7 protein-coding genes and 1 pseudogene are annotated in these 13,225 nt (G+C 71.0%); 4 read left to right on the top strand and 4 right to left on the bottom strand.

The window, feature by feature from the left end; all coding sequences use genetic code 11:
• The first annotated feature begins 39 nt into the window (after positions 1-39).
• Complete coding sequence (locus WS91_RS28465) at positions 40-1,974, top strand: SurA N-terminal domain-containing protein (protein WP_059671471.1); 1,935 nt, start codon at positions 40-42, stop codon at positions 1,972-1,974.
• 229 nt (positions 1,975-2,203) lie between these two features.
• On the opposite strand, the gene WS91_RS28460 is transcribed toward WS91_RS28465, so the two are convergent.
• Entirely contained in the window at positions 2,204-2,878 is a 675-nt protein-coding gene (locus tag WS91_RS28460) for an arylesterase (RefSeq protein ID WP_038744632.1), read from the bottom strand.
• Here WS91_RS28460 and WS91_RS28455 point away from each other — a divergent pair.
• Positions 2,877-3,593 carry an ABC transporter ATP-binding protein gene (locus WS91_RS28455; protein ID WP_059671470.1) on the top strand — a complete coding sequence of 239 codons (717 nt, stop codon included), beginning with the start codon at positions 2,877-2,879 and terminating at the stop codon, positions 3,591-3,593. The genes WS91_RS28460 and WS91_RS28455 overlap by 2 nt on opposite strands.
• 61 nt (positions 3,594-3,654) lie before the next feature.
• On the opposite strand, the gene pgi is transcribed toward WS91_RS28455, so the two are convergent.
• The 3 genes from pgi to WS91_RS28440 all read right to left on the bottom strand — a co-directional run bounded on the left by pgi (position 3,655) and on the right by WS91_RS28440 (position 8,324).
• Entirely contained in the window at positions 3,655-5,277 is a 1,623-nt protein-coding gene (gene pgi / locus WS91_RS28450) for a glucose-6-phosphate isomerase (RefSeq protein ID WP_059671469.1), read from the bottom strand.
• A 100-nt stretch (positions 5,278-5,377) separates the two neighbouring features.
• Positions 5,378-6,973 (bottom strand): NAD(P)H-hydrate dehydratase, encoded by a 1,596-nt coding sequence (locus WS91_RS28445; RefSeq protein WP_059671483.1) that lies wholly within the window; start codon positions 6,971-6,973, stop codon positions 5,378-5,380.
• Positions 6,974-7,019: 46 nt separating this feature from the next.
• The gene (locus WS91_RS28440; protein ID WP_059671482.1) at positions 7,020-8,324 is read right to left on the bottom strand and encodes an FAD-dependent oxidoreductase; all 1,305 of its coding nucleotides are present in this window, start codon (positions 8,322-8,324) and stop codon (positions 7,020-7,022) included.
• A 254-nt stretch (positions 8,325-8,578) separates the two neighbouring features.
• Here WS91_RS28440 and purL point away from each other — a divergent pair, with 254 nt between their 5' ends.
• Together purL and WS91_RS28430 are read left to right on the top strand one after the other, a co-directional pair.
• A complete protein-coding gene (purL, locus tag WS91_RS28435; protein WP_059671468.1) occupies positions 8,579-12,649 on the top strand; it encodes a phosphoribosylformylglycinamidine synthase in 4,071 nt (1,356 codons plus the stop codon).
• 39 nt (positions 12,650-12,688) lie between these two features.
• Positions 12,689-13,192: pseudogene (locus tag WS91_RS28430) on the top strand (GNAT family N-acetyltransferase); the annotation flags it as partial.
• Positions 13,193-13,225 lie beyond the last annotated feature (33 nt).

Raw genomic sequence — 13,225 nt, 5'->3', positions numbered from 1 at the left:
TGTAATATCGGGCGTTTTGTCCAGCTCACGCCGCCACGCATGCTCGATTTCTTTCGCAATCACCAGCGCCTGATGATGTTTTTCCTGCTCCTGATCGTGCTGCCGGGGCTTGGGATCGTCGGCATTCAGGGTTTCCGTGGGTTCTTCGACGAAAGCGCGAACGTCGCGGCCGTCAACGGGCGCAAGATCACGCGCGCGGAGTTCGACGGCATGCTGCGCCAGCAGGTCGACCAGGCGCGCCAGATGCTCGGCGCGCAGTTCGACGCGAAAGCGTTCGACACGCCCGAGCGTCGCCAGCAACTGCTCGACGGCCTGATCCAGCAGCGCGCGCTCGCCGACGAGACGCAGCGCCTGCATCTGACCGCATCGGACGGCGCCGTGCGCCAGACGCTGCTGGGCGATCCGGTGATCGCGTCGCTGAAGAAGCCGGACGGCTCGTTCGACGCAGAGCGCTACACGCAGATGCTCGCGATGCAGGGCATGACGGCCGACCAATACCAGGAGCGCGTGCGCTACAACCTCGCGTTGCAGCAGATTCCGGCGAGCATCGTGTCGAGCGCGTTCACGCCGAAGAGCGTCGCGCGCCGTCTGACCGAGCTCGCCGAGCAGCAGCGCGAAGTGCAGCCGATGGTGCTGAAATCGGCCGACTACGCGGCGAAGGTGCAGCCGACCGACGCGCAGATCTCCGCTTACTACGACGCGCACAAGCAGGCGTTCGCGACGCGCGAGACGGCGACGATCCAGTATCTCGTGTACTCGCAGGCGGCGGCCGCCGCCTCGGCGCAGCCGAGCGACGTCGACATCAAGCAGTACTACGACGACAACATCGCGCGCTACCGCACCGACGCGCAGGTGCGCGTGAGCCATATCTTCATCGCCGCGGGGAAGGATGCGAGCGCGGCCGAGAAGGCCGCCGCGAAGGCGAAGGCCGAGCAGCTGCTCGCCGACGTGAAGGCGCATCCGGACCAGTTCGCGCAGATCGCCGAGAAGAACTCGCAAGACGCGCCGTCGGCGGCGAAGGGGGGTGACCTCGGCTTCATCACGCGCGGCTCGACCGCGGGCGGCGCGGCGTTCGACGACGCAGCGTTCGCATTGAAGAAGGGCGACATGAGCGGCGTCGTGCAGGGCGATTTCGGCTTTCACATCCTGAAGGCGACCGACGTGAAGCCGGCCGTCGTGAAGCCGCTCGCGGAAGTGAAGGAGTCGATCGCGGCCGACCTGAAGCAGCAGTTCGCGGCGAAGGCGTTCGCGGACAACGCGGAAGGCTTCTCGTCGACCGTCTACGAAAAGGCGAAGAGCCTGCAGCCGGCCGCCGACAAGTACAAGCTGACGATCCAGACCGCGACGGTGTCGCCGCAACCGAACCCGGCGCTGCCGCCCGACAGCCCGCTCAACAACGCGAAGTTCCTCGCGGCCGTGTTCGCCGCCGATTCGGTGAAGAACGGCAACAACACGCAGGCGGTCGACATCGGCAACAACACGCTGATCGCCGCGCGCGTGACGAATTATCAGCCGTCGACCGTGCCCGCGCTCGGCGCGATCAAGGATCAGGTGCGCGCGAAGGTGGCGGCCGAAGAGGCGGCGCGCCTTGCGAAGCAGGACGGCGAAGCGAAGCTCGCGGAGCTGCGCAAGTCGAAGTCGACGGCGGGCTTCGCCGCGCCTGACAAGATCTCGCGCACGCAGGCGCATGGGCTGCCGCCCGCGGCCGTCAGCGCGATCTACAAGGTCGATCCGAAGACGCTGCCCGCGTACGTCGGCATCGATCTCGGCGCCGACGGCTATGCGATCTTCCGCGTGAATTCGGTCGTGGCGGCGGCGCCCGTCGACGATCAGCGCCTCGCGGCCGCCCAGCAGCAGCTCGCGCAGGTGTACGCGCAAAGCGAGACGCAAGCGTATCTCGCGTCGCTGCGCGCGCGCTCGAAGGTCAAGGTGTACGGCCAGAGCGCCGATAACGCGCAGCAAGGTTCGAACTGACGGACCGCGACCGGCGGCGCGTACGAGCGCGCCCGCTCGATGCAAAACAGCCCCGCCATCGAGCGGGGCTGTTTCGTTTCGGCGTGCGCCCCGGAGCGCGGCTGCGTTTCGGGCGATGCGGGATGGTCAGCGGTGCGGCGCGCGCTTGCGCGCCGCCGAATTGTCGCGATTGTCACGCGGTATCGGCGCTGACGTCGGCCTTCGGCGCGTTACCGTCAGCGTGCCACCGTCAGCGCGACGACGTCCGCAGCAGCGGCTTGAGGGCCGGCCACACGTTGTCGAGCAACTGGCGCTGCGCGGCCTGCGTCGGATGGATCTGGTCGGCCTGGAACATGTCGGGCTTGTTCTCGATGCCGGCGAGCAAGAACGGCACGAGCGGCACGCGCATCTCCTTCGACAGCGTCGCGTACATCCCGTGGAACTTCTGCGTGTAGTCCGGGCCGTAATTCGGCGGCACGTACATGCCGACGAGCAGCACTTGCGCGCGCGCCTGCCGCGCCTGCGCGACGATCTCGCGCAGGTTGCTTTCGGTCGCGGCGAGCGGCACGCCGCGCAGCGCGTCGTTCGCGCCGAGCTCGACGACGACGACGGCGGGCTTCAGCCGCGCGAGCACCGCGGGCAGCCGCGCGCGGCCGCCGCTCGTCGTGTCGCCGGAGATGCTCGCGTTCGCGACGCTATAATCGATTCGCTCGGCCGCGAGACGCGTGCGCATCAGCGCGACCCAGCCCGTGTCGCGCGGCAGGCCGTACTCGGCCGACAGGCTGTCGCCGAGCACCACGATCACGGGCTTGCTGCCGTGTGCGCCGGTCGAGGGCGCGGCGTTCGTCGCCGCGGATGCCGGGCCGGCGAGCGCCGCGATCGCGGCAAGTGTTGCGCCAACCTTCCAGTGAAATGTGCGTTTCATGCTCAAGATTACCGATCCGATCATCGAAGTGCGGAATGTGTGCAAGCGTGTCGCCGACGCCGCCGGCGAACTGACGATCCTCGACCGCATCGATCTGACGGTTCGCGCCGGCAGCAGCGTCGCGATCGTCGGGGCGTCGGGGTCGGGCAAATCGACGCTGCTCGGTCTGCTCGCCGGCTTGGACAGCGCGACCGAGGGCACGGTTCGCCTGTTCGGCCAGGATCTCGGCCAGCTCGACGAGGATGCGCGCGCGGCGCTGCGCAACGGCGCGGTCGGCTTCGTGTTCCAGTCGTTCCAACTGATGCCGCATCTGAGCGCGCTGGAGAACGTGATGCTGCCGCTCGAGCTGCAAGGCGGCGTCGGCGCGCGCGAGGCCGCGCAGCGCGCGCGCGCGTTGCTCGAAGAGGTCGGGCTCGGCGCGCGCACCGGTCACTATCCGAAGCTCCTGTCGGGCGGCGAGCAGCAGCGCGTCGCGCTGGCGCGCGCGTTCGTCACGCGCCCGGCGCTGCTGTTCGCCGACGAACCCACGGGCAGCCTCGATGCGGCGACGGGCCATGCGGTGATCGACCTCATGTTCGAGCTGAACCGCGCGCACGGCGCGACGCTCGTGCTCGTCACGCACGATCCGGAGCTCGCGCGCCGCTGCGAGACGACGGTCGTGCTCGAGGCGGGGCGTCTGCGCGGTGCGGACCGCGCGCGGCAAGAGGCGAGCTGACGCGGCGCGAACGGCGGCGCAGCAGCGGCTCGACCGCCGTCGCTCGCGCGCCGCACGTGCATTACTTGCCGAGCGCCTTGCGCGCGCGCGCGATCAGCGTCGACGTCGACGAATCGTGCTTCGCGGGATCGGGCTGCGCGGCCGTCAGGTCCGCCTCGACGATCTTGCCGAGGATCTTGCCGAGCTCGACGCCCCACTGGTCGAACGGGTTGATGTTCCACACGGCGGCCTGCACGAGCACCTTGTGCTCGTAGAGCGCGATCAGCGCGCCGAGCGCGCGCGGCGTGAGCGCGTCGACGAGGAGCGTCGTCGTCGGCCGGTTGCCGGGGAACGTCAGGTGCGGCGCGAGCTCCGGCTTCTCCGGGCCCGCGATCTTGCGCGCCTCGTCGAGCGTGCGGCCGAGCATCAGCGCCTCGCTTTGCGCGAAGCAGTTCGCGAGCAGCTTCGGGTGGTGGCTCGCGAGCGGATGCTCGGGCGTGAGCACGGCGACGAAATCGATCGGCACGAGCGTCGGGCCCTGGTGCAGCATCTGGAAGAACGCGTGCTGGCCGTTCGTGCCGGGCTCGCCCCACGTGACGGCGGAGGTCGGGTAGCCGACGAACGCGCCGTCGATTCGCGCGGACTTGCCGTTGCTCTCCATCTCGAGCTGTTGCAGATACGACGGCAGGTAATGCAGCGCTTCCGAATAAGGCGCGACGAGATAGCTCTGCGCGCCGAAGAAATTGCGATACCAGATGCCGACGAGGCCTTGCAGCACCGGCAGGTTGCGCTCGAGCGGCGCGGTGCGGAAGTGCTCGTCCATGTCGTGCGCGCCGGCGAGCAGTTCGCCGAAGCGCTCCGGCCCGATCGCGATCATGATCGACAGGCCGACCGCCGACCACAGCGAGTAGCGGCCGCCGACCCAGTCCCACATCTCGAACACGTTGGTTTCGGCGATGCCGAACTTGACGACTTCGGCGGGGTTCGCCGACACGCCGACGAAATGCTTCGCGAGCGCGCCCTCCGGGCAGCCCTTCGCGACGAACCAGTCGCGCAGCGAGCGCGCGTTCGTCATCGTCTCGAGCGTCGTGAAGGTCTTCGACACGATGATCGCGAGCGTCTCTTCCGGATCGATCCGCTCGAGCACGCGTGCGAGATCGGCGCCGTCGACGTTCGACACGAAGTGCGTCGCGATGTCGGGCGTCGCGACGTGATGCAGCGCGTGGACGACCATCTTCGGCCCGAGGTCCGACCCGCCGATGCCGATGTTCACGACGTGGCGAATCCGCTTGCCGGTGTAGCCCGTCCATGCGCCGCTGCGCACCGCGTCGGAAAAGCGCGCCATCTTCGCGCGTTCGGCCGCGACCTGCGCGTGGAACGGCGCGTCGGGCGAACTCGCGCGCAGCGCGGTGTGCAGCGCCGCGCGGCCTTCGGTCGGGTTCACGATTTCGCCCGCGAACATCGCGTCGCGGCGCGCCTCGACGCCCGCTTCGCGCGCGAGCTGCACGAGCAGGGCGAGCGTCGCGTCGGTGATGCGGTTCTTCGAGAAATCGGCCGCAAGGCCGCCGCCTTCGAACGTGAAGCGTTCGGCGCGCGTCGGCGCGGGATCGTTGGCGGGGGCGAACCAGTCGCGCAGATGCGCGTCGCGGATCTCTTCGTAGTGCGCTTGCAGCGCGGGCCAAACGGGGAGCGAATTCAGCGTCATGGCAATCAGGAGCGAAACGGCTTGAACCGGGGAGGGCCGCGCCTGCGCGCCGGCGCGCGGCATGCAGGCGGACGAGGAGCCCGCCTGCGCGGCGGGACGATCAGTATAGCGGCGCTTGGCCCGACGTGGCGGGTCGCGTATAAAACAGCCGATTGATCAGCAGGCGCACGGCGGCCGCGAGCTCGCCCGCGGCTGTGCCCGCCGGGCCCGCCCCCGCCGCGCACAGCCGCTCGGCGGCGAGCCCGTGCAGGTAGACGCCCGCGAGCGCCGCTTCGTAGCGCGGCATCCGCTGCGCGAGGAATGCGCCGATCAGGCCGCCCAGCACGTCGCCCGTGCCGCCTGTGGCGAGCGCCGCGTTGCCGGTCGGGTTGATCGCGACGCGGCCGTCGGGCGCCGCGATCACGGTGCCGGACCCCTTCAGCGCGACGATCGCCGAAAAGCGCGCGGCGAGCGCGCGCGCGGCCGCGACGCGATCGCGCTGGACGTCGGCCGCGTCGGTCGACAGCAGGCGCGCTGCTTCGAGCGGGTGCGGCGTGAGCACGGCGGCGTCGCCCGCGCGGCCGCGCGCGGCGAGCGCGTCGGCAAGCTCGGGCGTTTTCGCGATCAGGTTCAGCGCGTCGGCGTCGATGAGCTTCGGCGCGTCGAGCCGCAGCAGCGCCGCGAGCGTGTGCGCGGCGTGCTCGCTCGCGCCGAGCCCGCAGCCGATCGCGAGCGCGGTGAGCGCGGCCGTCGGCAACGCGTCGGCCGGATGCAGCATCAGTTCCGGATACGGCGGATCGTACGGCGGCGCGCCCGCGCCGACGAAGCCGACGTGGACCTTGCCCGCGCCCGCGAAGAGCGCCGCGCGCGCGGCGAGGATCGGCGCGCCGCACATGCCCGTGTCGCCGCCGACGATCGCGATGCTGCCGTACGTGCCCTTGTGCGACGCGAACGCGCGCTCGGGCAGGCGCGCGTCGAAGAGATCGGGCGCGTTCAGCCGGATCGCGGGCGCGACGGCCTCGTCGAGATCGAGGGGCGCGACGTGAATCTCGCCCGCCAGGTCGCGCCCGTCGCCCGTGTAGAGGCCGGGCTTCGCGGCGATGAACGACAGCGTGTCGGTTGCCGCGACGGCCGGGCCCGCGCCGACGCGCATGCCGGTGTCGCTGTCGAGGCCGCTCGGCACGTCGAGCGCGAGCACGCGGCCCGTGTGCCGCGCGCGCGCCGCGATTCGCTGCGCGATCGCCGCGTACGCGCCGTCGAGCGGCCGCGCGAGGCCGATGCCGAACAGGCCGTCGACGAGCCAGCCGTAGCCGTCGAATGATTCGGGGGCCGCTTCGTCGATCGGCACGTTCGCCGCGCGCGCGCGCTCGAGCGCCCAGCGCGCGTCGTCGGGCTTCGCTTCGATCGGCATCCAGGCGTCGGCCGCGAAGCCGAGCCGGCGCAGCTCGGCCGCGGCGACGAGCGCGTCGCCGCCGTTGTTGCCGGGGCCGACCGCGAACCAGACGGGGCGAGGGTCGCTGACGAGCCGCGCGGCGAGCCATTGCGCGGCGGATTTGCCCGCGCGGTCCATCAGCGTGTGAGGCGGCAGCGTGGCGGTGGCCGCGGTCTCGACGTCGCGCAGCTCGGCGACGGTCAAGAGCGGCTCGCTCGCGTGAATCGGCGGCGCGTCGAACGGCTCGGGAGAAGGGGGCGGGGCGGAATCGGCAGAGAGGATCATGGGCGGCTCGCGATCACGCGCCGCCCCGCGCGCGGCGGCAACGGCGTCAGGTGGCAAAGCGCTCCGCGCGCAGCGCGGCGAGCGTGTCGGCGGGCACGCGGTGCGCGCCGCCGCCGACGTCATCTGCCACCACTTTAGCAGACCCGAACGCAAGGCCCCAGCCCGCCGGGCCGTGGCCGAAATTGACGAAGACCCGCGGGTCGGCGGTCGGCCCGACGACGGGCAGGCCGTCCGGCGACAACAGCTTCGCGCCCTGCCACGCGCGCGCGGCGGAGATTTTCGCGATGCCGGGCAGCCAATCGTGCGTCGCCTGGCCGAGGAGCGCGAGCGCGGTCTCGGAGAGCGGCTCGGGCAGCGGCCGCGCGGTGTCCTTCGCGCTTTGCAGCACGGCGGCGCCGCCAATCCGCAGCCGCTGGCCGAGCCGCGTGATCGCGATCCGCTTGACCGAGTCGACGATGCTCAGATGCGGCGCGTGCTCCTCGTACGCGAGCGGCGCCGTCAGCGTGTGGATGCGCACCGGATGTAGCGGCGCGCGCACGCCGAGCGGCTCGACGAGCGAAAGGCTCTCCGTGCCCGCGGCGACGACGATCGCGTCGGCCGAGATCACGTCGACTTCCTTCGCCTTCGCCGCGCGCGGATCGGCCGGATCGGGCGCGAGCTCGACGGCCGCGCGCTTCGCGTCGGTGCGGATCGCCGCGGCCGCGCGGCCGAGCCGGAACTGCACGTCGTGCTCGTCGAGCACCTGCTTGACGAGCTTCACGAGCAGCGGGCAATTCGCGGTGCGCTCCTGCGCGAACAGCACGCCGCCCGCGAACGCGGGCTCGGCGGGCATCGACGGCTCGAGCGCCGCGCACGCGTCGGGCGTGAGCGTTTCGTAAGGCAGGCCGAGGTCGCGCATCAGGTCGAGCGCGGGTTGCGTGCGTTCCCATTCGGCCGCGTCGCGCACGACGTGCAGCACGCCGCTCTTCTGCTCGAATTCGAGGCCAAAGCGCGTCTCGACGTCGGCGATCGCGTCGCGCGAGAGCTCGACGAGCGGCTTCAGCTTCGCGTACTGCGCGGCGAACGCGGCGGGCTCGCGCAGCGCGTCGAGGCGGCTCGCGAAGCGCCGCAGCGCGCCGTTCAAGCCCGGCTTGTAGACGACGCCGCTCTTTTGCGCGCGTCGCTCGCGCATGAAGGTCGGGCCGAACCACACGTCGAGCGGCGTCGGCAGCAGCGTGCCGCCCTGGCCGTAGGTCGCGCCCTGCGCGACCGTCGCGTGGCGCTCGACGACGCACACGCGATGGCCGGCCGCGCGCAGCTGGTAGGCGGTGGCGATGCCGGCGACGCCGCCGCCGATGACGATTACATCCATGTTCGATTCGATGTCGGGCGCCGCTTCCGGCCCGATGGAGGATCTTGCGTGGCAGGCCGTGCCCGGCCCGGTGAAGCGCGCATGATAGCGCCAAATGACGCGCGCCGGCCGGCGCGATGCGTGCGCCGCGGCGTCGGGCCGGCGCGCGCGGCGCATGCGAGCGGCCGTTCGGCGGTCGACTTCCGGGTATAATTACGGCCTTCCTTACGCCCCACGTCGCCAGCTTGCGCGACTCATCGACGTCAGTCCAGCCCATGGCTCACTTCTCGTGTTTTCCCGGTGCTTCGGCGCTTTCCGATTTCCGTCAAACCCGCCTGCTCGACGCGCTCAAGCAAATCGACGGCGACATCGTCGCGATCCGCGGCCAGTATCTGCATTTCGTCAACGCGCACGAGCCGCTCGCGGCGGACGACAACGCGCGCATCGACGCGCTGATGCACTACGGCGCGCCGTTCGAGCCGGCCGCCGAGAAGGGCGCGACCGAGACCTTCGTCGTGCTGCCGCGCTTCGGCACCGTGTCGCCGTGGGCGAGCAAGGCGACCGACATCGCGCAGCACTGCGGCCTCGCGCGCGTGCGCCGGATCGAGCGCGGGATCGAGTTCACGGTGACCCTGAAGGCGGGCATCCTCGGCGTCGGCGCGAAGAAGGCGCTCGCCGCCGACGCGCGCGCGGCCGTCGCGGCCGCGCTGCACGACCGGATGACGGAAAGCGTCGTCGGCTCGCGCGACGACGCGCGGCACCTGTTCGACGAGCTGCCGGCCAAGCCGCTCGCGACGGTCGACGTGCTCGCGCAGGGCCGCGGCGCGCTCGAGCGCGCGAACGTCGAGCTCGGCCTCGCGCTCGCCGACGACGAGATCGACTACCTCGTCGACGCGTTCGGCAAGCTCGAGCGCAACCCGACCGACGTCGAGCTGATGATGTTCGCGCAGGCGAACAGCGAGCACTGCCGCCACAAGATCTTCAACGCGCAGTGGACGATCGACGGGCAAGAACAGGACATGTCGCTCTTCGCGATGATCCGCAACACCGAGAAGCTGAGCCCGCAAGGCACGATCGTCGCGTATTCGGACAATTCGTCGATCATGATGGGCGCGCGGGCGGAGCGCTGGTTCCCGCGCGGCGCGAACGCGGCCGGCGAGCCCGGCGAGCGCTACGGCCGCCACACCGAGCTCACGCACACGCTGATGAAGGTCGAGACGCACAACCACCCGACCGCGATCTCGCCGTTCCCGGGCGCGGCGACCGGCGCGGGCGGCGAGATTCGCGACGAGGGCGCGACGGGCCGCGGCGCGCGTCCGAAGGCGGGCCTCGCGGGCTTCACGGTGTCGAACCTCGACCTGCCGGGCGCACGCCAGCCGTGGGAAAACGCACGCGACGCCGCGCAGCCCGTCGGCGAGCGCGACGCGAGCGAGCAGCATGCGCCGTACGGCCGCCCCGACCGCATCGCGTCGCCGCTTTCGATCATGATCGACGGCCCGCTCGGCGGCGCCGCGTTCAACAACGAATTCGGCCGCCCGAACCTCGGCGGCTACTTCCGCGTGTACGAGCAGAACGTCGGCGGCCAGGTGCGCGGCTATCACAAGCCGATCATGATCGCGGGCGGCATCGGCAACATCGCCGACCAGCACACGCACAAGCACGACGTGCCGGCCGGCTCCCTGCTGATCCAGATCGGCGGCCCCGGCATGCGCATCGGCATGGGCGGCGGCGCGGCAAGCTCGATGGCCACGGGCGCGAACACGGCCGAGCTCGACTTCGATTCGGTGCAGCGCGGCAACCCGGAAATCGAGCGGCGCGCGCAGGAAGTGATCAACGGCTGCTGGCAGCTCGGCGATCAAAACCCGATCCTCAGCATTCATGACGTCGGCGCGGGCGGCCTGTCGAACGCGTTTCCCGAAATCGTCGACGGCGCGGGCAAGGGCGCGCGCTTCGAGCTGCGCAAGGTCGCGCTCGAGGAGTCGGGCCTGTCGCCGCGCGAGATCTGGTCGAACGAGGCGCAGGAGCGCTACGTGCTGGCGATCGCGCCGGCGGACCTGCCGCGCTTCGAGGCGATCTGCGCGCGCGAGCGCTGCCCGTTCTCGGTGGTCGGCGTCGCGACCGACGAGCGCCAGCTTCAGCTCGTCGACGACGAGGCGGCGGGCGCGGCCGAATATCCGGTCGACATGCCGATGGAAGTGCTGCTCGGCAAGCCGCCGCGCATGCACCGCGACGTGGCGCGCGTCGCCGTCGAGCGCGCGGGCGTCGACGTGACGGGCATGTCGCTCGCCGACGTCGCGCGCGACGTGCTGAAGCACCCGACCGTCGCGAGCAAGTCGTTCCTCATCACGATCGGCGACCGGACCGTCGGCGGCACGTCGGTGCGCGACCAGATGGTCGGCCCGTGGCAGGTGCCCGTCGCCGATTGCGCGATCACCGCGCTCGACTACGCGGGCTTCAGCGGCGAAGCGATGACGATGGCCGAGCGCACGCCGCTCGCCGTGATCGACGCGCCCGCGTCCGGCCGGATGGCGGTCGGCGAGGCGATCACGAACATCGCCGCCGCGCCGATCGCGTCGCTCGACAAGCTGAAGCTGTCCGCGAACTGGATGGCCGCGTGCGGCACCGAAGGCGAGGACGCGAAGCTCTTCGACACCGTGAAGGCGATCGGCATGCAGCTGTGCCCCGCGCTCGGCATCGGCATTCCGGTCGGCAAGGATTCGCTGTCGATGAAGACGAAGTGGGACGAGAGCGGCGTCGCGAAGGAAGTGGTCGCGCCGGTGTCGCTGATCATCTCGGCGTTCGCGCCCGTCGACGACGTGCGCCGCCATCTGACGCCGCAACTGCGCCGCGTCGCGGAAGTCGGCGCGAGCGCGCTGATCGCGATCGATCTCGGCCGCGGCAAGAACCGTCTCGGCGGCAGCATTCTCGCGCAGGTCTCGCAGCAGGTCGGCGACGCGACGCCCGACGTCGACGATCCGCAAGACCTGAAGCGCTTCTTCGCGGCGATCCAGGCGCTGAACGCGCAGGGCCTGCTGCTCGCGTACCACGACCGCTCGGACGGCGGCCTGTGGGCGACCGTCTGCGAAATGGCGTTCGCGGGGCACGCGGGCGTGTCGCTGAACGTCGACATGCTGACGCTCGATGCGCAGCACGAATCCGACTACGGCGACGCGAAGGACTGGGCGAAGCAGACGAGCGGCCGCCGCGAGGACCGCACGATTCGCGCGCTCTTCTCCGAAGAGCTCGGCGCGGTCGTCCAGGTGCGCGCGGCGGACCGCGACGCGGTGCTCGGCGCGTTGCGCGAGCACGGCCTGTCCGCGTGCTCGCACGTGATCGGCGCGGTCAACGAGACCGACGCGATCGAGGTGTACCGCGACGCGAAGAAGATCTACGAAGCGCCGCGCGTCGAGCTGCAGCGCGCGTGGGCCGAAGTGAGCTGGCGGATCGCGCGGCTGCGCGACAATCCGGCCGGCGCGGACGCCGAATACGACGCGATCCTCGACGCCGAAGATCCGGGCCTCGCGCCCGTGCTGACGTTCGATCCGGCGGAGGATGTCGCCGCGCCGTTCATCGCGACGGGCGCGCGTCCGCGCGTCGCGATCCTGCGCGAGCAGGGCGTGAACTCGCATCTCGAAACCGCGTACGCGTTCGATCGCGCGGGTTTCGACGCGCACGACGTTCACATGAGCGATCTGCTCGCGGGCCGCGCGACGCTCGCCGATTTCGCGGGCGCGGTCGCCTGCGGCGGCTTCTCGTACGGCGACGTGCTGGGCGCGGGCGAGGGCTGGGCGAAGACGATCCGCTTCAACGACAAGCTCGCCGACATGTTCGCCGCGTTCTTCGCGCGTCCCGACACGTTTGCGCTCGGCATCTGCAACGGCTGCCAGATGATGTCGAGCCTCGCGTCGATGATCCCGGGCGCACAGGCTTGGCCGAAGTTCACGCGCAACAAGTCCGAGCAGTTCGAGGCGCGCTTCTCGTTCGTCGAAGTGCAAAGCTCGCCGTCGATCTTCTTCGCCGGCATGGAGGGCTCGCGGATTCCGGTTGCGGTCGCGCACGGCGAAGGCTTCGCTGATTTCTCGCAGCAGGGCGATCAAAGCCGCGTCGCGATTGCGATGCGCTACGTCGATCATCGCGGCAACGCGACCGAGCGCTATCCGTTCAACCCGAACGGCTCGCCTGCCGGCATCACGTCGGTGACGACGGCGGACGGCCGCTTCACGGTGCTGATGCCGCACATGGAGCGCGTCCATCGCACGGTGACGATGAGCTGGCATCCGGAAGGCTGGGGCGAAGCGAGCCCGTGGCTGCGCGTGTTCCGCAACGCGCGCCGCTGGCTCGGCTGACGCGATGACGATCGGCCCGCAGCCGGCCGGCGCCGCCACGCCGTCACGCCGCGCGACGAGCGCGCGGCCGACGTCGAGGCGATCGCCGGCGTGATCGCCGCCGCATTCGCGGGCGAGCCGCACGGCGGACAGTTCGAGCGGCGCATCGTCGATGCGCTGCGCGCGGACGGTTGCCTGAGCGTATCGCTCGTCGCGCAGCGCGAGCGTCGCATCGTCGGCCACGTCGCGTTTTCGCCGGCGACGATCGGCACGAAGGGCGCTGGCTGGTACGGGCTCGCGCCGCTTGCGGTGCTGCCCGGCTGCCGGCGGCAGGGCATCGGCGCGAAACTGGTGCGCACCGGCCTCGATGCGCTGCGGCGCATCGGCGCGCGCGGGTGCGTCGTGCTGGGCGATCCCGCCTATTACGCGCGCTTCGGCTTCGGGCCGGCGGGCGACATCGCGTTTCCGCACGCGTCGCCCGAATACCTGACGGCGTTGTCGTTCGACGACGCCATGCCGCGCCCGGCGGGCGAAGTCCGGTATCACGCGTCGTTCTACGCGTAACGGCACGCGAGCGCGCGGGCGCGCCGCACATGC

Source organism: Burkholderia sp. MSMB1498, assembly GCF_001526245.1.
Lineage (GTDB): Bacteria > Pseudomonadota > Gammaproteobacteria > Burkholderiales > Burkholderiaceae > Burkholderia > Burkholderia savannae.
The sequence above is the reverse complement of the archived record's forward strand: the minus strand, read 5'-3'. Positions and strand labels throughout refer to the sequence as shown.